Annotated in this window: 20 protein-coding genes; 5 read left to right on the top strand and 15 right to left on the bottom strand. The window is 67.3% G+C overall.

Annotation, left to right across the window (positions count from 1 at the left end; genetic code table 11):
- Window positions 1-92: 92 nt before the first annotated feature.
- Together RKE40_RS01840 and RKE40_RS01835 are read right to left on the bottom strand one after the other, a co-directional pair.
- Window positions 93-875, bottom strand: a complete 783-nt coding sequence (locus RKE40_RS01840; RefSeq protein ID WP_316016547.1) for an SDR family NAD(P)-dependent oxidoreductase — start codon at window positions 873-875, stop codon at window positions 93-95.
- Window positions 875-1,573, bottom strand: coding sequence for a hypothetical protein (locus RKE40_RS01835; RefSeq protein ID WP_316016546.1), 699 nt, complete (start codon window positions 1,571-1,573; stop codon window positions 875-877). Before RKE40_RS01835 ends, RKE40_RS01840 begins: the two co-directional genes overlap by 1 nt.
- A gap of 119 nt (window positions 1,574-1,692) precedes the next feature.
- On the opposite strand from RKE40_RS01835, the gene RKE40_RS01830 reads away from it, so the two are divergent.
- The 4 genes from RKE40_RS01830 (at window position 1,693) to RKE40_RS01815 (ending at window position 5,323) form a co-directional block, all read left to right on the top strand.
- On the top strand, window positions 1,693-2,535 hold the full coding sequence (locus tag RKE40_RS01830; RefSeq protein ID WP_316016545.1) for an IclR family transcriptional regulator: 843 nt from the start codon (window positions 1,693-1,695) through the stop codon (window positions 2,533-2,535).
- Window positions 2,532-3,350 carry an ABC transporter permease gene (locus tag RKE40_RS01825; RefSeq protein WP_316016544.1) on the top strand — a complete coding sequence of 273 codons (819 nt, stop codon included), beginning with the start codon at window positions 2,532-2,534 and terminating at the stop codon, window positions 3,348-3,350. The genes RKE40_RS01830 and RKE40_RS01825 overlap by 4 nt, the downstream gene beginning before the upstream one ends.
- A 69-nt stretch (window positions 3,351-3,419) precedes the next feature.
- Window positions 3,420-4,412 (top strand): ABC transporter substrate-binding protein, encoded by a 993-nt coding sequence (locus tag RKE40_RS01820; RefSeq protein WP_316016543.1) that lies wholly within the window; start codon window positions 3,420-3,422, stop codon window positions 4,410-4,412.
- A gap of 128 nt (window positions 4,413-4,540) precedes the next feature.
- Window positions 4,541-5,323 (top strand): ABC transporter ATP-binding protein, encoded by a 783-nt coding sequence (locus tag RKE40_RS01815; RefSeq protein WP_316016542.1) that lies wholly within the window; start codon window positions 4,541-4,543, stop codon window positions 5,321-5,323.
- 13 nt (window positions 5,324-5,336) lie between these two features.
- On the opposite strand, the gene RKE40_RS01810 is transcribed toward RKE40_RS01815, so the two are convergent.
- The 7 genes from RKE40_RS01810 to RKE40_RS01780 all read right to left on the bottom strand — a co-directional run bounded on the left by RKE40_RS01810 (window position 5,337) and on the right by RKE40_RS01780 (window position 11,524).
- Window positions 5,337-6,014 (bottom strand): DUF2848 domain-containing protein, encoded by a 678-nt coding sequence (locus RKE40_RS01810; RefSeq protein ID WP_316016541.1) that lies wholly within the window; start codon window positions 6,012-6,014, stop codon window positions 5,337-5,339.
- 2 nt (window positions 6,015-6,016) lie between these two features.
- Window positions 6,017-7,396, bottom strand: coding sequence for a TRAP transporter large permease (locus tag RKE40_RS01805; protein WP_316016540.1), 1,380 nt, complete (start codon window positions 7,394-7,396; stop codon window positions 6,017-6,019).
- Entirely contained in the window at window positions 7,393-8,031 is a 639-nt protein-coding gene (locus tag RKE40_RS01800; protein WP_316016539.1) for a TRAP transporter small permease subunit, read from the bottom strand. The genes RKE40_RS01805 and RKE40_RS01800 overlap by 4 nt, the downstream gene beginning before the upstream one ends.
- A gap of 14 nt (window positions 8,032-8,045) precedes the next feature.
- Window positions 8,046-9,116, bottom strand: coding sequence for a TRAP transporter substrate-binding protein (locus RKE40_RS01795; protein WP_316016538.1), 1,071 nt, complete (start codon window positions 9,114-9,116; stop codon window positions 8,046-8,048).
- A 100-nt stretch (window positions 9,117-9,216) separates the two neighbouring features.
- Window positions 9,217-10,290 carry a TRAP transporter substrate-binding protein gene (locus tag RKE40_RS01790; RefSeq protein WP_316016537.1) on the bottom strand — a complete coding sequence of 358 codons (1,074 nt, stop codon included), beginning with the start codon at window positions 10,288-10,290 and terminating at the stop codon, window positions 9,217-9,219.
- Entirely contained in the window at window positions 10,287-10,718 is a 432-nt protein-coding gene (locus RKE40_RS01785) for a cupin domain-containing protein (RefSeq protein WP_316016536.1), read from the bottom strand. Before RKE40_RS01785 ends, RKE40_RS01790 begins: the two co-directional genes overlap by 4 nt.
- Complete coding sequence (locus RKE40_RS01780; RefSeq protein WP_316016535.1) at window positions 10,715-11,524, bottom strand: putative hydro-lyase; 810 nt, start codon at window positions 11,522-11,524, stop codon at window positions 10,715-10,717. Before RKE40_RS01780 ends, RKE40_RS01785 begins: the two co-directional genes overlap by 4 nt.
- A gap of 117 nt (window positions 11,525-11,641) precedes the next feature.
- Here RKE40_RS01780 and RKE40_RS01775 point away from each other — a divergent pair, with 117 nt between their 5' ends.
- Window positions 11,642-12,526: a LysR family transcriptional regulator gene (locus RKE40_RS01775; protein WP_316016534.1), complete on the top strand. Its 885-nt coding sequence runs from the start codon at window positions 11,642-11,644 to the stop codon at window positions 12,524-12,526.
- A 4-nt stretch (window positions 12,527-12,530) separates the two neighbouring features.
- Here RKE40_RS01775 and RKE40_RS01770 read toward each other — a convergent pair whose 3' ends face one another.
- The 6 genes from RKE40_RS01770 to RKE40_RS01745 all read right to left on the bottom strand — a co-directional run bounded on the left by RKE40_RS01770 (window position 12,531) and on the right by RKE40_RS01745 (window position 18,431).
- Complete coding sequence (locus RKE40_RS01770) at window positions 12,531-13,679, bottom strand: NADH:flavin oxidoreductase/NADH oxidase (RefSeq protein ID WP_316016533.1); 1,149 nt, start codon at window positions 13,677-13,679, stop codon at window positions 12,531-12,533.
- Between the two features lie 204 nt (window positions 13,680-13,883).
- A complete protein-coding gene (locus tag RKE40_RS01765; RefSeq protein ID WP_449248200.1) occupies window positions 13,884-15,422 on the bottom strand; it encodes an MFS transporter in 1,539 nt (512 codons plus the stop codon).
- A 271-nt stretch (window positions 15,423-15,693) separates the two neighbouring features.
- Complete coding sequence (locus RKE40_RS01760) at window positions 15,694-16,623, bottom strand: dihydrodipicolinate synthase family protein (protein ID WP_316016531.1); 930 nt, start codon at window positions 16,621-16,623, stop codon at window positions 15,694-15,696.
- Window positions 16,624-16,648: 25 nt separating this feature from the next.
- Complete coding sequence (locus RKE40_RS01755) at window positions 16,649-17,335, bottom strand: fumarylacetoacetate hydrolase family protein (protein WP_316016530.1); 687 nt, start codon at window positions 17,333-17,335, stop codon at window positions 16,649-16,651.
- Between the two features lie 151 nt (window positions 17,336-17,486).
- Window positions 17,487-17,984: a GNAT family N-acetyltransferase gene (locus tag RKE40_RS01750; protein ID WP_316016529.1), complete on the bottom strand. Its 498-nt coding sequence runs from the start codon at window positions 17,982-17,984 to the stop codon at window positions 17,487-17,489.
- A 42-nt stretch (window positions 17,985-18,026) separates the two neighbouring features.
- Window positions 18,027-18,431 (bottom strand): GNAT family N-acetyltransferase, encoded by a 405-nt coding sequence (locus RKE40_RS01745; RefSeq protein ID WP_316016528.1) that lies wholly within the window; start codon window positions 18,429-18,431, stop codon window positions 18,027-18,029.
- Window positions 18,432-18,462: the final 31 nt, after the last annotated feature.

The raw sequence follows: 18,462 nt of genomic DNA, 5'->3' as shown, positions 1-18,462 counted from the left end.
CCCCGGTAGCCGGCAAATCGCGGCCGGGGGCAGCGATCACGCATGCCCTCGGCAGCGCCAGGCGCCGTTCGGCCAATGACGGACGGCTGGGCTCAGTAGCTCGCCCGCCCACCCGAGAGGTCGAAGATGCCGCCGGTCGAGAAGGAGCAATCGTCGGAGGAGAGCCAGAGCACCATGCGGGCGACCTCGTCGACCTCGACGAAACGTCCCATCGGGATGCGCGCCATGATCTCGGCCCGGCGTTCGGCCGAGATCTCCTTCGCCATCGCCGTCTCTGCCGCGGAGGGCGTCACCGCCGTGACCATGATCCCATCCGTGGCGGTGTCGCGAGCGACGCTCTTGGTCAACGCGATCATCCCGGCCTTGGAGGCGGAATAGGCGCTGGCCATCGGCATGCCCTCCTTGCCCTGGATCGAGGCGATGTTGACGACATGGCCGCGCAAGGGATGACCGCCGGCGCTCGGCGCCCGCGCGGCCTGCTGGCGCATCAGGCCGACCACGGAACGAGTCACCAGATAGGTGCCGAACAGGTTGACCTGCAGCACGCGCTGGAAATTCTCCGGCGAGGTCTCCCAGATCGGCTTCACCTCGCCGAGCACGCCGGCATTGTTGACGAGGATATCGATCCGGCCATGGCTGGCGAAGGCCGCCTGCGCCGCCTCCTCGACCGCCCCGGCCACCCGGATGTCGAGCTGGCGCCGGCTTACGCGGCGGCCGAGATCGACGACAGCCTCGGTCAGCGCATTCGCATCCTGATCCCAGAGCTCGACGCTCGCCCCGGCGGCGAGAAGCGCCCGGGCGATGCCTCGCCCCAGACCGCCTGCACCGCCGGTGACAATGGCGCAGCGGCCGGAAAGATCGTAGCGCACGCTCATCAGCCGGCACTCCATTGCGTCTTGGTGCGGGTGATCTGGTGGCGATAGAGGCCGAGATTGAATGGCCCCTCGCCGCCCAGCGCCGCCAGCCGGTCGCCGGCGAGCTCGGCCTTCGCCAATGCGGCGAAATCGGCCTCGTCGCCCCAGCCCTCGACCAGCAGAACCCAGCGCGGCACGGCATTGGCGACGCCGCGCGCCTTCTGCTCGGCGGTGGCGACACCGCTCGCCTGCGCATCGGCGTTGAGCAAATGAACACCAGCAACGCCCGGCCGGGCCAGCAGGTCGGGAATGAGGCCGTGCTGCAGAGCCGCCTTGTGGCTCTCGGCGGCCTCGTCGGGAACGTCATAACGCAGCGTCGCGATCAGCCCGCCCTGGGCCGGCCCCGCCGTGTGCGTGACCCGGCAGATCGAGCGCGCGACGGCGCGGAAATGCTTGACCGCCGAGAGGGTCCAGGGCGTCGGCGCATTGACGCGGGCGGTGTAGTCCTGCCCCTTCAGCACCTCGACGGTTTGCGCCTCGTAGAGATTGAAGAATTCGAGATCGGCCTCGATCGCGACATAGCGCCGGCCGCGCAGGAAGCCGGGAATGCCGACCCGCTCCGGCATGTGCTCTTCGCCATGCCAGGCGTAGAACTCCGCCCTGCCCTCCGGCGCGATGTCGTGCCAGATCGCGACCGCCCCCTCACCCGCCAGGCTCATCTTTCCTCCGTCAGGCTCGCTGCCGGGCACATTGACTCGGCCCATTTCCGTCTCTATACGAAAATCAAATCCAAATTGGAAATCATTTCCAATAACAATATCGAACGGGGACGGAACGGGTGACGATCGCTGCGGTCGAGCGCGCATTGAAGATGCTGGAAGCCCTGGCCGGCGAGGCCGAGGGCGCCGATCTCAGCCTGCTCGCCGAACGGCTCGACCTGCCGGTCAGCGCCACGCATCGTTTGCTGGCGACGCTCGCCGAGCGCGGTCTCGTCGCGCAGGATGCCAGCTCCGGCGCCTATGGGCTGACCCTGAAACTTGCCCAGCTCGCCTTCCGCAATCTCGACCTGCGCGGCCTGCCCGATGCCGGCCAGCTGGTGCTCGACGACCTTGCCCGCGCCACCCGCGAATATTGCCGGCTCGCCGTCATCGAAGGTGAAGACCTGGTCTGGATCGCCCGTGCCCAGGGCGCGACCGCAGGCCTGCGCTACGAGCCGCCAATGGGCACAGACATCGTCCTGCACGCCACCGCGACCGGAAAAGCCTGGCTCGCCAGCCTGCCCGAGGCGGAAGCGCTGCGCATCGTCTGCGCCCGCGGCTTCAAGGCAGAGGGGCGCACCGGCCCGAACGCGCTCAGCGATGTCGATGCGCTGCGCGCCCATCTGGACGAGACCCGCAGGAGCGGCTTCGCGCTCGCCGTCGAAGAGGGTGAGATCGGCACCGTGGCCATGGCGACGACGTTCCGTGCCGGCCCCGAGCCGGAGGCAGCCATCGCCGGGACATTGAGCGTCGCCGGCCCGCTTCAGCGCATGCACGAGGCCCGGCGCGAAGAGATCGCCGCCGCCTTGCGGCACGCCGCGCAGGCCATGGCCGACATCTGGCCGCTCCGCCGCCGACAGATCACGCCGGCCGGCGCGCAGGCGCCGCGCCTGCGGGCGACGGCAACGGGAACAGCCGCATGAGCCAGGACAGTACCGCCACCACTTCGGCCCCATCGCCGGCCATCACCGGCAGTGCGAAAGCCGGCGCCCTGGCCTCGGCCATCGCCTGGCCGCTCGCGAGCTTCGCCGTGCTGCTGCTCGCCTGGCAATGGTTCGTGCCGATAGCCGGCATTCCGGAGTACATCCTCCCGGTTCCGAGCGCCTTCTTCGAGCGGCTCTGGACCGACCGCGCCCTGATCTTCCAGCACACGCTCGTCACGGCGAACGAGATCGTGCTCGGCTTCCTGATGGCGGCGGTGATCTCGATCCCGCTCGGCTACATCATCGTTTCGGTGAAGCTGCTCGAGAAGGCGATCTATCCGGTCATCGTCTTCTTCCAGCTGGTGCCGAAGATCGCGATTGCGCCGCTCTTCGTGGTCTGGTTCGGCTTCGGCCTGTTCCCGAAGGTGCTGCTGACCTTCCTGCTCTGCTTCTTCCCGACGCTGGTCGCCAGCATGACCGGCTTCCGTGCGCTGGACGAGCGCGTGCTTTACCTCACCCGCTCGATGGGCGCCTCGGCCTGGCAGACTTTCCGCTACGTCCGCGTGCCGGCGGCGCTGACCTACATCTTCTCGGGACTCAAGGTATCTGCGGTATTCGCCGCGACCGGCGCGATCGTCGGCGAGTTCGTCGGCGCCAATGCTGGGCTCGGTTACCTGCTGCTGCGCGGCACCAGCTTCCTCGACATGCCGCTGATCTTCGCCTGCCTGGTGGCGCTGAGCTTCGTCGGGATCCTGTTCAGCTATCTCGTCGACGGGCTCGAAGTGCTGCTGATGCCATGGCAGCGCAAGGGCTGACGACCGGCTGAAGACCAAGGGAACGACCATCAATCCGGGCAAACCGGAACCATAAGGGAGGACAGGACCATGCTGAGACGGACACTACTGACCGCCGCCGCCGTGCTGGCGCTCGGCACCACGGGCGCGCTCGCCCAGGCCGGCGGCAAGCCGATGAAGATCACGCTGAACTTCCTCGCCGCCGCGCCGAATGCCGGCTTCATGATGGCCAAGCAGATGGGCCTCTACGAGAAGGCCGGGATCAACTTGACGATCGAGGAAGGCAAGGGCTCGGGCACGACGGCGCAGATGGTCGCGACAGGCCAGACCGATGTCGGCTTCGCCGATGCGCCGGCCGCGATGCAACTGCGCACCAAGGGCGCGCCGGTGAAGATCGTCGCCCCCGTGCTGCAGACCAACGGCTTCGCGATCATCTCGCTCGAGGAGAGCGGCATAGCCTCGCCGAAGGACCTCGTGGGCAAGAAGCTCGCGGTCCAGCCCGGCACGGCGCAGACGATCCTGCTCGACGCGATCCTCGCCTCGAACCAGATCGACAAGAGCAAGGTCGACGTCATCAACATCGATCCCGGCGCCTTCGTCGGCGCGCTGCTCGAGAAGAAGGTCGACGCCATCCTCGGCGGCGCCGACTTCCACTCGATCCAGATCCGCGAGCGCGGCTTCAAGGTGCGCGACATGTTCTACCGCGATGTCGGCGTGCCGACGGTCGGGCTCTCGATCATCGCGCGCGACGACAGGATCAAGGCCGATGCCGATCTCTACAAGAAGTTCATCGAGGCGAGCCTGCAGGGCTGGGACGCCGCCCGCAAGAACCCCGACGCCGCTGCCGATGCGGTCGTCGCGCAGTTCCCCGCGGTGAAGAAGGCGCAGGTGCTGGCCCAGTTCGAGGTCGTCAACAAGCTGCTCTGCGCGCCCGGCGCGACCGCGCTCGGCAAGGTGCCGGAGAAGAACTGGAACACCAGCTTCGAGCTGCTGACCCAGTATCTCGGCCTGCCCAAGGATAAGCCGATCACCGATTACTACACCACCGAGCTGCTGCCGGCTTCGCCGCCGGCCTGCTCTTAAGCTCAGCTCGGCCAGTCATCCCGGACGAAGCGAAGCGGAGATCCGGGATCCATGCCTGAACCGTTCCGGCATGGGTCCCGGGTCTCCCTCCGGTCGCCAGGGACGACCGCGAAATTGGACGTGAAAGCATGACGATCACTGCCGTTTCCGCCGCCGCCTCGATCGAGGGGCGCGGCATCGTCAAGACCTTCGGCGGCTTCACCGCCGTCGATGGGCTGACGCTCGACATCAGGAGCGGCGAGTTCGTCAGCCTGATCGGCCCATCCGGCTGCGGCAAGAGCACCTTCATGCTGATGGCCGCCGGGCTGATCCCGACCAGCAGCGGCGAACTCCTGGTCAACGGCAAGCCCCTGCGCGAACCGCTGACCGATATCGGCATCGTCTTCCAGGACCATCTCCTGCTCGAATTCAGGACGGCGCTGGAGAACGTCATGCTGCAGGCCGAGATCCGCGGCCTGCCGCTCGCGCCAGCGAAGGAGCGGGCGCTCGATCTCTTCAAGAAGCTCGGCATCAGCCATGCGGTCGACCGCTACCCGAAGCAGCTTTCGGGCGGCATGCGCCAGCGCGTCTCGATCGCCCGCGCGCTGATCCACGACCCGTCCGTGCTGATGATGGACGAGCCCTTCGGCGCGCTCGACGCGATCACCCGCACCCAGATCCGGCACGACCTCGAAATGCTCTGGCTCGAACAGGCCAAGACCGTGGTCTTCATCACCCATTCGATCGACGAGGCGATCGGCCTCTCCGACCGGGTTCTGGTGATGTCGCCGACGCCGGGGCGGATCGTCGACGAGATCAAGATCGAGCTGCCGCGGCCGCGCCCGGCGCATCTCGGCGACTATCCGAGCTTCAACGCCTATGCCGACCGCATCCACGACGCCTTCCGGCGCTTCGGCGTGATCAAGTACTGAGCGTCGGCGCGCCTCAGCTCACCACCGGCAGGACCTCGACGTCGTAGCCGTGCGAGATGCTGCGGCCGAGCCTGGGGTCGTGCAGCTCCATCTCGAAGCGGCTCGCCGAGCGGATGCCGCCGATCGCGCCGAGCGTGCCGCAGAACATCGCCGAGCCCGGAGGCAGGCCGCCGCCGGGCTTGCGCGACAACAGGTCCGCCGGCGTGCGCAGGCTCGCGAGCTTGCCTTCCTGATAGAGCTCGCGCTTGCCGTCGATCACGGCGAAGGCGCGCATCTCGATCTCGTCCCAATGGCCTTCGACCTCGGCGAGGCGCCAGAGTGCGCCGGCGATCGGCTTGCCGCAGAGCTGCTTCGACAGGGCGATGCCGAAGGTCTCGGCCTTGCGGTCGGTATGATCGGAACCGAGCCCGAGCCAGAGCCCGTCGGCGAGCGAGACCAGCAACGGCTCGACCTCGCCTGAGGAATCCGGGCCGAGCACGGAAAGGCTCGGCGCCTGCGTCAGCGTCTGCGCACCGACCCGGTAGAACACCGGCATCGCGCTCGGACGCGGCACGCCGATGGCGGCGAGCTCCTCGACATGGTGGCGCAGAGCCGCCTCGTCGCGCCCGGCCCAGCCGGCAATGACGAGATGGTCGACCTCGACCGCGACCCTGTCGCGGCCGGCCATGGTGAAGCGATCGAAGCTGAGCATGATTATTGTGCCACTGATGGGAGCCAAAGGGCGAGTTGCGGGAACCACATCAGGATCAGGACGCCCAGGATGTAGACGAGGAAGAAGGGGATGACGCCGGAGAAGACGTCGGTGATCGGGCCGCCGTCGCGGCGCATGCCCTGCAGCACGTAGAGAACGGTGCCGTCAGGCGGCGAGATCAGCGCGATCTCGACCAGCATGGTGACGATGACGCCGAACCAGACCGGGTCGTAGCCGAGCGCGACGACGACCGGGAAGATCACCGGGATCGTGGTGATCACCATGGAGAAGCCCTCCATGAAGGTGCCGAGCGCAAGGTAGAAGCCGATGATCAGCAGCATCACCGCCCAGGGCGGCAGCGGCATCTCGCCGACGAGCTTCGCCAGCGCCTGCGGCACGCCGAGACCGACGAAGACGTAGTTCAGCACATAGGCGCCGAACAGGATCAGCCCGATCAGCGCAGTGTTGCGCGCCGTCGCCTCGGCCGAGTCATTCAGCATCTTGAAGGAGAGCCGGCCCTCGATCGCGGCGAAGACGATGGCGCCAATCACGCCGAGCGCGGCCGATTCCGTCGCGGTGGCGAGACCGCCATAGATGGTGCCGAGCACGATCAGGATCAGGATCGCGGTCGGCGCGAGATCGACGAGGCTGCGCAGCTTGACCGAAAGCGGAATCCGCGGCGTGGCGGGGTCGACATGCGGCGCGTCGGTCTTCGCCTTCCAGAGGATGACGAGCACGAAGAGGATGACGACCAGAATGCTGGGTCCGACGGCGGCGAGATAGAGCGCGCCGACCGAGGTCTCGGTGATCAGCCCGTAGATGATGAAGGTGATGCCGGGCGGGATCAGGTTGCCGAGCGCGCCGCCCGCAGCAAGCGAGCCGAGCACCATCTTGGGATTGTAGCGCGTGCCCTTGAAGAAGGGCAGCGCGACCGAGCCCATGGTCGCTGCGGTGGCGACCGATGAGCCCGAGATCGCCGAGAAGACGCCGGACGCCGCGATGTTGGTGTGCAGCAGGCCGCCGGGCAGCCGGTCGAGCCAGACGTTCAGGGCTTTGTAGAGCCGGTCGGACAATCCGGCGCGCAGCAGAATCTCGCCCATCAAAAGGAAGAGCGGCACCGCGACGAGGACGAAGCTCGAGGACGGGTTCCAGACGGTCTGGCCGATGAAGGTCCAGAACGGTCGGTCTGAGAAGGAGAAGCCGATGATCAGGCCGAGCACGCCGAGTGCCGCGCCGATATAGATGCCGGCGCCGAAGAACAGCAGGAACAGGCCGACGAGCAGCAGCACCTCTCCGATCAGGAGGTTGCCGGGGCCGATGCCCATGAAGCTCATCGCCACCATCATGCCGACGAGGACGAGCAGGAAGACGATGGCGATCATTTCGTCGCTCCGTTGGCGATAGCCGTGGGCGCAGCATCGGCCGCGCCGCAGGCTTCGAGCGCTTCGGCTGCCTCCTCGTCATAGGTGCGCTGGTGCAGCAGCGCCTCGGCCTCGCTGCCGCGCCCGGCCAGCACCAGCAGGGTGCTCTCCGCCAGCATAAGCAGGATCAGGACGAGGAAGACGAGGATGCCGAAGGTCCACAGGCCCTGCGGGATCCAGAGTGGGGTACGCAGCACGCTGATGTCGGTGGCGCCGAAGAGCAGGGATTCGTCGACCAGCTCCCAGGCGCCCTTTGCGACGAAGCCGATGAAGACCGCGAGCGCCGCGAGGCTGAGCAGATGCATGGGATAGCGGATCTTCGCCGGCAGGAAGTTGATCAGCACGTCGATGCGGACATGGGCGCGGCAGGTCAGCGCATGGGCGAGCGCCCATGAGATGCCGAAGGCCAGCGCATAGCCGGTCAGTTCGGTGGTCGACTGTGATGAGAAGCCGAGGAAGCGGCGCGCCAGCACGTCGAAGGTGATGAAGGCGGCGCAGAGGATGAACCCCCAGCCGGCGGCATAGCCCATGAAGGTGCCAAGCCTTGCCACGAGCCGCCGACATAAGGCGGCCGCGACGATCATTCGGTCGAGCATCGCGGCCGTTCCCTTCAGCGTGCTTCGTAACGGACACCGGTGATCGGAGCGACCAACCGGTTATAAGCTTCACCACAGCGCTCGCCGCAGCGCTTGACCCAGGCCGGCAGCACCGCTGTGCGCAGGCTGGCCCGCAGCGTCTCCATGTCGGCATCGGTCGGGCGGGTGATGGTCATCGGCTTGTTCTCGACGACATGGCCGATCTTACAGCCGTCCTTCTGGCCCGCATTGCAGGCGATGCCGTCCTCCGTCGCCTCCAGTCCGAGCGCCCATTGCTGGTCCTCGACCTGCTTGAAGGTGGCCTGCAGGAAGTCGCGCACCGCCGGGTCGAGCTTGTTCCACCAGGCGAGGTTGGCGACGTAGGCCGAGTTCCCCCAGGAAACCGGCAGCGCGTACATGTGCTTGGTCACCTCGTACCAGCGCGCGCCATTGCCGGTCGCGGTGCCGGTGATGGCGCAATCGACGATGCCGCGTTCGAGCGCGCCATAGACCTCGGGGAAGCCGATCGCGGTGGGCTGGGCGCCGAAGGACTGCACGAAATCATTGGTCGAGCCGCCGGCGGTGCGGATGCGACGCCCCTTGAGGTCGGCGAGGCTCTTCACCGGCTCGCGGCAATAGAAGACCTGCGCCGGATAGGGGAAGGTCGCGATGATGCGGACCCCGAAGCGCTCGAGCTCCTTGTTCACCTCCGGCAGCACGGCGTCGATGACCTTGCGCGACTGCGCATGCGACGGGTTGAGTCCTGCGAGATCGGACATTTCCAGCATCGGCACGTCGCCGGCGACGGTCGGCAGGGCCGGAGCGCCGATGTCGATCTGGCCGGAGCGGATGACGCGCAGCAATTCCGGGCCGGTCAGGGCCCGCTCGGGCCAGCTCGCCAGCGTGACCTTGATGCGGCCGCCGGACTTCTCCGGGATCCCCTCACGCAGCATCGGGATGTCGACCTTCGTGTATTGCGGAATGGTCGGCGAGAGCTGCGTCACCATGGTGACGTTGACCGCCGGTCCCGGCGGCACGGTCTGGGCATGAGCCGTCCCGATGGCGCACACGGCCAAAGCCGCCGCCAGAGATCTGGAAATCCTCATATGGTTCTCCCGGTGCGTGGCCGCGACGCGACGGCCACGCATCATGGATGCAATCGCGATGCCCGCAACGACCTTGTGCCGTTGCGTCATCAAGAGCGCATTACTTGGCCTGGTAGGTAACGCCGGAGATCGGCGCCACGGCGCGGTTGTAGACCTCGACGCAGCGGGCGCCGCAACGCTCGATGAACTGCGGCAGGATCGCCGAGGTCAAGGTGGCGCGCAGCACGTCCTGGTCGGCCTGGACCGGGCGGAACAGGCCCATCGGCTTGGTTTCGACGACCTTGCCGATCCTGCAGCCGGCCTTGTCGCCGCTGTTGCAGGCGAGACCGTCCTCGGTGGTCTCCTCGCCGAGTTTCCACTGGGCGTCCTCGACCTCCTTCATCGTGGTTTCGAGGAAGGCGCGGACCTGCGGATCGAGCTTGTTCCACCAGTTGAGGTTCACGACATACATCGAGACCGACCAGAACAGCGGCAGCGCATATTGCGACTGGCTGACCTCGTACCAGCGCGCGCCGTTGCCGGAGCTGGAGCCGGTGATGGCGCAGTCGACCACGCCGCGCTCCAGAGCGGTGTAGACCTCGGGGAAGCCGATCGCCGTCGGCTGGGCGCCGATCGAATTGACGAAGGTGTTGGACGAGCCGCCGCCGGTGCGGATGCGCTTGCCCTTGAGATCGGCGAGGCTCGCGACCTTGTCGCGGCAGAAGAAGACCTGCGCGGCGAATGGGTACATGCCAACGATGCGGGTATTGAAGCGCCCCAGCTCCTTGTTGAGCTCGGGCAGCAGAGCCTGCGCAACCTTGCGCGCCTGGCCGACCGTCGGATTGAGGCCCGCGAGGTCGACCATGTCGAGCATCGGCACCTCGCCGGAAACCGTGTTAAGCGGCACGGCGCCGATATCGACCTGGCCGGAGCGGACGAGGCGGATGATCTCGGGCCCGGTGAGGTTGCGCTCCGGCCAGCTCGCCAAGGTGACGTTGATGCGCCCGCCCGACTTCTTGGGCACGCCCTCGCGCAGCAGCGGGATATCGACCTTGGTGTATTGCGGCAGGGCCGGGCCGACCTGCGTCACCGCCTGGATGTTGACCGTCGGGCCGGCCGGCAGGGTCTGCGCCGATGCCGGGCCGGCAAGGGCGAGCATGAGGGTCGCGAGCGAGGCATAGCGAAGACGTTTCATGGCAAGCGCTCCTGTCGGGTCGAGGGGGACGGCGGGTAGTAGTTGAACTCGATCATCAGGCAGCCGCCTTCGGTGAAGAACGGGCCATGCAGGACCTGGGCCGGGCGGCAGGCATAGGAGCCGGCCGGCAGCAGCTCGGAGCCACCAAGATCACCGGGGCGGCCGATGCGGAGCGAGCCCGAAATCAGGAGGACCTCCTCGCACCAGTCGTGCACCACCGGCTCTGCAACGAAGGCACCGGGCGCCCAGCGCGAGAGCCGCGTCACTGCCCCGCTGCGCGCGGCATGGTCGAGCCCGCCGGAGAGGAGCTTCTGCTCGACACCGGCGTAGCCTGCGACCGGCTCCCAGCCTTCGGGCGCCAGCGCGTCGAAGAATTCGCGATGAGCTTTCGCGAAGGCGCCGAAGCCGGGGTGAGCGGCGGCACTCACAGGATCGACAGCCGGCTGTTCTTGAGGTCGGTGACCAGCATGGCGCCGGGCGCATGCGTGATCGCGAAAGGCGGCCTGGCTGCGGCAATCACCGCCTGCGGCGTCACCCCGCAGGCCCAGAACACCGGCAGCTCGCCATCACGGATCGCGACCGGGTCGCCATAATCGGGCTTCGACAGGTCGCGGATGCCGATTTGCTCGGGCTGCCCGATATGGATCGGCGCGCCGTGGACCGAGGGGAAGCGCGAGGTGATCTGGATGGCGCGGATCGCGTCCGCCGGGCTGAACGGGCGCATGGTCACAACCACCGGCCCGGCGAAGGGACCCGCCGGCGCGCAGGGGATCGAGGTCCTGAACATCGAGACGTTGACGCCCTCGGCGACGTTGCGGACCTCCAGCCCATCGGCGAGCAGCGCTTCCTCGAAGGAAAAGCTGCAACCGATGACGAAGCCGACGAGATCGTCGCGCCAGTGCGAGAGCAGATCACCCGGCTCCTCGACCAGTTCGCCGTCTCGCCAGACCCGGTAGCCCGGCAGGTCGGTGCGCAGATCGAGATCGACGCCGAGATCCGGGATATGCGGATCGCCCGGCTCGGTCATGCCGATGATCGGGCAGGGTTTTGGGTTGCGCTGGCAGAAGCGCAGGAAATCGCCGGCAATGTCCTGGGGCAGGACGACGAGATTGCCCTGGACGTAGCCCGGCGCCAGCGAGGACGTCTGGCAGGAGAGCCTGCCCTCGCGCACGGCGCGACGCGCTTCTTCTCCGGTCATGGAGCCGCGCTCCGACCTGGTCGACTGTTCCAGCATTCCCCTCGTGCCCCTTGGCGGTGCCTCTGCGTCAATATTGGGCGGAAGCTGGCGATGTCGTCCAATTGTCATTTAAGATCGGATTCGATAAATCTGATTTATCGAAAGGGACGACCTTTGATCGAGTTCCGCACGCTCGAAACCTTCGTCTGGGTGGCGCAGCTGAAGAGCTTTCGCGGCGCCGCGGCGCGGCTCAACACCACCCAGCCGGCGGTTTCGCAGCGCGTCGCGCAATTGGAGGAGCAGCTCGGCGTGCGTCTGCTGGAGCGCGGACGGCGTTCCTTCGCGCTGACCGAGGCCGGGCGCTCGGTGCTCGCCCAGGCCGAGCGCCTGCTGCGGCTGCGGACCGAGCTCGTGGCTTCGGTGACGGATCGCTCGCAACTGCGCGGCACGCTGCGGCTCGGCGCGGCGGAAACCATCGTCCACACCTGGCTGCCGCGCTTCATCGAGGCGATGTCGGCGCGCTACGAGCACATCACGCTGGAGATCGAGGTCGACATCTCGCCGAATCTGCGCGAGCGGCTGCTCGGCCAGCAGATCGACCTCGCCTTCATGCTCGGCCCGATCAGCGCGCCTTCCATCCAGTCCCAGCCGCTGCGCAACGAGCCGATACGCTTCTTCGCCAGCCCGAAGCTCGGCTTCGCCGCCGGCGTGAATCCGCTCGCGCGGATCGCCGCCTTTCCGATCATCACCTTCGCGCGCAACACCCAGCCCTATATGCGGCTGCGCGAGCTGCTCGCCGACCCTCATCTGCCGCCGACCCGCATCCATGCCAGCGCCGCGATGGCGACGGCGGTACGCATGGCGCTGGACGGGCTCGGCGTGGCGCTGATCCCGGCCTCGATCGTCACCGAAGACGTCGAGGCCGGCCGGCTGGTCGAAGTCGGCTGCACTCGGACGATCCCCGACCTGCAGTTCGTCGCCGGCTGGCTGGCGGCCCCCGATACCCGCATCATCGACCTCGCGCTCGAGATCGCGGCAGATTCGGCCGCCCGGCGCTGAGCCTTTAGAAGATGTTCGAGCGCTCGTACTGAACCGGCCAACTCGCGGCGTTGGACTTGAGCGCTCCCGCGGCGCGCAGCGGCCAGACCGGGTCGGCGAGGAGGGCCCGGCCGAGCAGGACGAGATCGGCCGAGCCATTGGCGATGATGCTCTCGGCGAGGTCCGGCGAGTGGATCAGCCCGACGGCCCCGGTCGCGATGCCGGCACCATCGCGGACGGCACGCGCCAGCGGCACCTGATAGCCGGGATGGATCGGGATCTGCTGTCGCGGATCGTTTCCTCCGGAGGAGCAGTCGATCAGGTCGACCGTACCGAGCTCCTTCAGCAGCCGCGCCAGCCTGACGCTGTCCTCCAGCGTCCAACCGCCTTCGACCCAGTCGCTGGCCGAGAGCCTGATGAAGAGCGGCAGCTCCTCCGGCCACTCCGCCCTGACCGCCTCGATCGACTGCAGCAGGTAGCGGATGCGGTTCTCGAAGGAGCCGCCATAGGCATCGCTGCGGCGATTGCTGAGCGGCGAGTAGAATTGGTGGATCAGGTAGCCATGGGCGGCGTGGAGCTCGATCAGCTTGAATCCCGCTTGGCGGGCCCGGCGGGTCGCGGCGGCAAGTGCCCGGAGGGTTTCGTCGATGCCGGCCTGGTCGAGCTCCGCCGGAACCGGCCAGCCCTTGGCATAGGACTCGCCGGACGCGGAAACCACCGACCAGCCGCCTTCCCCTTCCGGAACCGGCCTCGTCCCCTCCCAGGGCCGGCCCACCGAGGCCTTGCGGCCGGCATGTCCGAGCTGGATCGCCGGAACGGCGCCGCGCGAGGCGATGAAGGTGGCGATGCGGGCGAGCGCGTCGCGCTGCGCGTCGTTCCAGAGGCCGAGGCAATGGCTGGTGATGCGGCCACGCGGCTCGATATGGACCGCTTCGGTGCAGACGATGCCGGTGCCGCCGGCAGCCCGGGCGCCGAGATGGACGAAATGCCAGTCATTCGCCAGGCCGTCCTGCGCCGAATACTGGCACATCGGCGAGAGCATGATGCGGTTGCGGGCGGTCACCGAGCGGAAGCTGATCGGCCGGAACAGGTGCGGATTGGGGTCGCGCCGGAGGATACGGCGCTCATTCTCGCCGCTGATGCGGGAGTCGATGGTCGTCAGAAGCTCGCTCACCTAGGATGTCCGATCTCGTCGCCGGTTGCCGGGACTGTCCGGGCGGCCGCGCATTCGCACCACCGCCCGAGCTTCCCTTAGGTCGGCATGTAAGCATCGGCCGACGAGATCAGAAAATCATCATTTCTGATGCAGATCGATAAGTGGGATTTATCCGAACGATGCCATCTCGCAGCGGCGTTCGCATCGGGTCCGGCAGGACGCCTAATGGGTATGCGATGCCTGCGGCTCCCTAAGGAAAGCCAGCGCCAGCGCCGCCGTCGCCAGCAGGCCGACCACCGCCAGCCAGGCGTTGAGCTGCATGCCGCGGGTGAAGGCCTCGCGGGCGAGGCCCAGCATCGGCTCGGCATAGGCCGGGGCCTGGTGGGCGGCCATGACGGCGCCGCCAAGCGTCGCCCGCGCCGCCTCCGCGATGTCGGCAGGCAGGCCGGCGGGCACCGAAGCCGCCATCTGCACGCGGTAGATCGCAGTCGCGGCGCTGCCGAGGATCGCAATGCCGAGCGCGCCGCCGAGCTCGATGCTGGTTTCGGACAGTGCGGCGGCGGAACCGGCGCGCTCCGGCGGCGCGGCGGAGACGACGAGATCGGTGGTCAGCGCCACGACCGGGGTAAAGCCGAGCGAGAACACCACCGTGCCGATGACGGTCACGGCGATCGAGCTGCCCGCCGTGATCTGCGTCATGACCAGGAAGCCGAGCGCCGCAACGGCGAGGCCCGCCACCATGATGTGGCGCACGCGCAACCGGCCCGCCAGCGCCGGCACGAACATCGAGCCAACGATGAAGGCCAGCGCCGAGGGCAGCGTGTAGAGCCCGGCGACCAGCGGCGAAAACCCGGCGACGAGCTGCAGATATTGCGCGACGAACAGGAAGATGCCGAACAGGAAGAAGAAGCCGAGCACGTTGATCGCCAGCGCGACGCGGAACGCCGCGCTGCGGAACAGGCTGAGATCGACGAAGGGGTCGGCGAGCCGGGTCTGCCGGCGCAGGAAGATGACGCCGATGGCGAGGCCCGCAAGCATGATCGCGACCGGCAGCCAGGCCAGCCCGTCTTCGGCGATGCGCTTCAGCCCGTAGATCAGCGCCAGCACGGACGCGACCGACAGCACCGCGCTCGGCAGGTCGATGCTGCCGGCATCGGGGTCCTTGTACTCGGGCAGGAGCAGCGGGCCGAGGATCAGCAGCAGCACCATTACCGGCACATTGGCGAGGAAGACCGAGCCCCACCAGAAATGCTCGAGCAGGAGGCCGCCGGCCAGCGGTCCGATGGCGCCGCCGGCCGAGAAGCTGGAGATCCAGATGCCGATGGCGAAGCGGCGCTCGTCCGGATCCTCGAACATGCTGCGGATCAGCGACAGCGTCGAAGGCGCCAGCGTCGCGCCCGCAAGCCCGAGCAGAGCACGGGTCGCGATCAGCATCGGCGCACTGGTCGAGAAGGCGGCGACGATCGAGGCCAGGCCGAAGGCTGCCGCGCCGATCAGCAGGAGCTTGCGCCGGCCGATCCGGTCTCCCAGCGTGCCCATGGTGACGAGCGCGCCAGCGACCATGAAGCCATAGATGTCGACGATCCAGAGCAGTTGCGAGGCACTCGGCCTGAGGTCCGCGGTGAGATGCGGCACCGCCAGGTTGAGCACCGTCAGGTCCATCGCGTAGAGCAGGCAAGGCAGCGCAATCACGGCCAGCCCGACCCATTCGCGTTTCGTCGCCTTGCGGTGGGTCGCTGTCGTTTCCATGCCTTGCCTCATCAAGCCGGTCACCCGCGGACCTGCCGCGGGGGGCGCCCGCTCTGACGGCAGCTCCTGTCACCTATTGTCAGGACGCCGCAACGTCAGCCCGGCTTTCGTCGATTCTTGCGCCGTGCCATCGCAAGGACGCACGGGGTTGCGCGAATCCGACACTGAAAGAGAAGCCGGCAATCGCCGGTTGCGCCGGCATCCAGCGCCCAGAAACAATGAGGGCGCTCCGGATGCGACCGGAGCGCCCTCCTCATGAGGATGATCTGGTCCTGCCGCGCGCTCAGATGTCGGCGCGCGGATCGTGCTTGGCGAGGCGGGCGAGCAGGTAGTCGACCTCGGCCTTCGCCGCGGCGGAAAGGGCAGAGCCCGGCTTGCGCTGGGCGTTATGAGCGAGAATGCCGCGCTTCATCATCGTATATTTGCGCACAGCGAGGCCGACGCCCTGCTGCTGCTCGTAGCGCATCAGCGGCAGATGCGCGTCGAAGATGTCATGCGCCTCGTCGCGCTTGCCAGCCTTGCTCAGCCTGACGACGTCGATCAGCAGTTCCGGGAAGGCGTAGCCGGTATTGGCACCGTCGACACCGCGTTCCATCTCGAAGTCGAGGAAGATGCCGCCATTGCCGGTGACGATCGAGACATGGCGCAGGCTGCCTTCGGCCTCGAACTTGCGCAGGGCCGAGATCTTCTCCAGCCCCGGCCAGTCCTCATGCTTCAGCATCACGCAGGAGGGGTTGTCCTGGATGATCTTGCGGATCACGGCCGGCGTCATCACCACCGAGAGCGTCAGCGGATAGTCCTGGATGACGAAAGGGATGTCGGTGCCGATCGCCTCGACCGCCTGGGCGTAGTAGCCGGTGATCTGGTCGTCGGTGCGCAGCGACGGGGGCGGCGCGATCATCACGCCGCCGGCGCCGAGATCCATGACCTGGCGGGCGAGCGAGCGCATCGCCGCGAAGCCAGGCGCCGAGACGCCGACGATGATCGGCTTGCCGCCCATCTTGGCGACGGCACGCTTGACGAGGCCGACCGACTCCTCCGGCTCGAGCTTGGGCGCCTCGCCCATGATGCCGAGCACGGTAACGCCATCCGAGCCGATGTCGGCGTAGAATTCGAAGAGCTTGTCGGCGGAGTTCCAGTCAACGGCGCCATCCGGCATGAACGGCGTCGGGGCGATCGGGAAGACGCCGCTGGCTTCAGGGGTCAGGCGCATGATCGGGTTCCTTCGGAGGTCTTGGTCAGACGATACGGGCGCGGACGCTGCCGACGCCGGCGATGGTGCCTTCCAGCAGATCGCCCTTCACAACCGCGGCGACGCCTTCCGGCGTGCCGGTCATGATCAGGTCGCCGGGCGCGAGTTCGACCAGGCCGGAGAGATAGGCGATGGTCTCGGGCACGTTCCAGATCTGCTTGGCGAGATCGGAGGTCTGGCGGACCTTGCCGTTGACCTTGAGTTCGATCAGCCCGGCGGCGGGATAACCGGCCTTGGCCGCCGGCACGATCTCGCCGACCGGCGCCGAAAGGTCGAAGCCCTTGGCCATGTCCCAGGGACGGCCGGCCTTCTTGGCGGCGGCCTGCAGGTCGCGGCGGGTCATGTCGAGGCCGGCGGCATAGCCGAAAACGTGCGAGAGCGCGTCGGCCTCGGCGATATCCTTGCCGCCCTTCCCGATCGCGACGACCAGTTCCATCTCATGGTGCAGGTCGGCGGTCTTCGGCGGGTAGGGCATGTCGGCGCCGCCGGTCAGCACGGCGTCGGAAGGCTTGGTGAAGAAGAACGGCTCCTCGCGATCGGGATCGCCGCCCATCTCGCGGGTGTGCTCGGCGTAGTTGCGGCCGACGCAGAAGATGCGGCGCACCGGGAAGAGCCCCCCGCCGGCCACGGGGATCGCGGCGGCCTTCGGCGGATCGATGACGTAGCTGGACATTGCGGCGCTCCCCTGAGGCGTTCTCGCTCGCTTCATGAGCGACGGCGAAGGCCGGGGCAAGTGCCGGCCGGCTGGGGGCGGGGCTGCGCGGCGCTCAATCCGCCAGTGCGGGGCGAATGGTCTCGCCCTCGCCTCGGGTGCGTCGCTCCCCTCACCGCTCAGCGAACTTGAGGACGACTTCGACCTCCTCGTCGAACATGCCGCCGGTGGGAGTAAAACCGAGCTTTTCGTAGAATGCCTGCGGGCCACCCTCCCCGAGACCATAGCTCGTATAGAGTTCCCCGATGCCCCGTGACCGCAGGCGATCGGCGATCTGGACGATCGCGCGCTTTCCGAAGCCGCAGTTCTGGTACGGCCTCGCGATCATGAAACGCCAGAGATAGGGGCCGGGGCAGTCGATCCCGTCATCCCAGTCCGAGCCGTCATGCAGCATGACGAAGCCGACCAAGGTCTCGTCCGCGTAGATTCCGCGAAACCAGGCCGATTCCGAGCAGAAACCCTCCGCGATCGAGACGCCGTTGTCGGCGACGAAATTCCTCTGTTCATCGGGGAGGGTTTCGCTCAGCTCGCAGATCTCGGAGACATTGGCCGACGTCACGCGGCGGAACGTGACTTGAGCACTCTTGGGAAGCATCTGCATCGACTTCATTTATCTGTATTCGAAGAACTGACTGGAATTGACGTATCGGCGCTAGCCAATGACGAAGCGGTAGAACGGACCGTCCTCGTCGAGGCCGTGCCGCACGCGCTGCGCGTCGGCCGCCGCAATGGCCTTCGGCCAGAACGCCTTCGCCGGCTCGTTGCCGGCCATGATGGCGACATTCCAGGAGCCGGGGTGCCGGCGCATGACCGCGGAAGCCATCATCCGTCCATAGCCACGCTGGCGCGAGCCGGGGACGATCGAGAACTCGGCCATCGAGAAGTCGACCCCGCCCTCCTCCGGAGCGCGCACCAGCGCGAAACCGACCGGGCTCTCTCCTTCCAGAAAAAGGTACGGCCACCTCGCATCGACGTCCTGCCAATAAGCATCGAAATAGGGGTAATCGCCGTCCATGTCGCCAAAGGCCGACAGCTCAGACAGATACGACTCAAGCATGTCCTTGAGGATCGGCTTGTCTGATATTTGG

It is taken from the genome of Allobosea rubneri (assembly GCF_032464875.1).
In the GTDB taxonomy this organism is placed as follows: Bacteria; Pseudomonadota; Alphaproteobacteria; order Rhizobiales; family Beijerinckiaceae; genus Allobosea; species Allobosea rubneri.
This window is presented reverse-complemented; position numbering and strand designations above follow the sequence as displayed.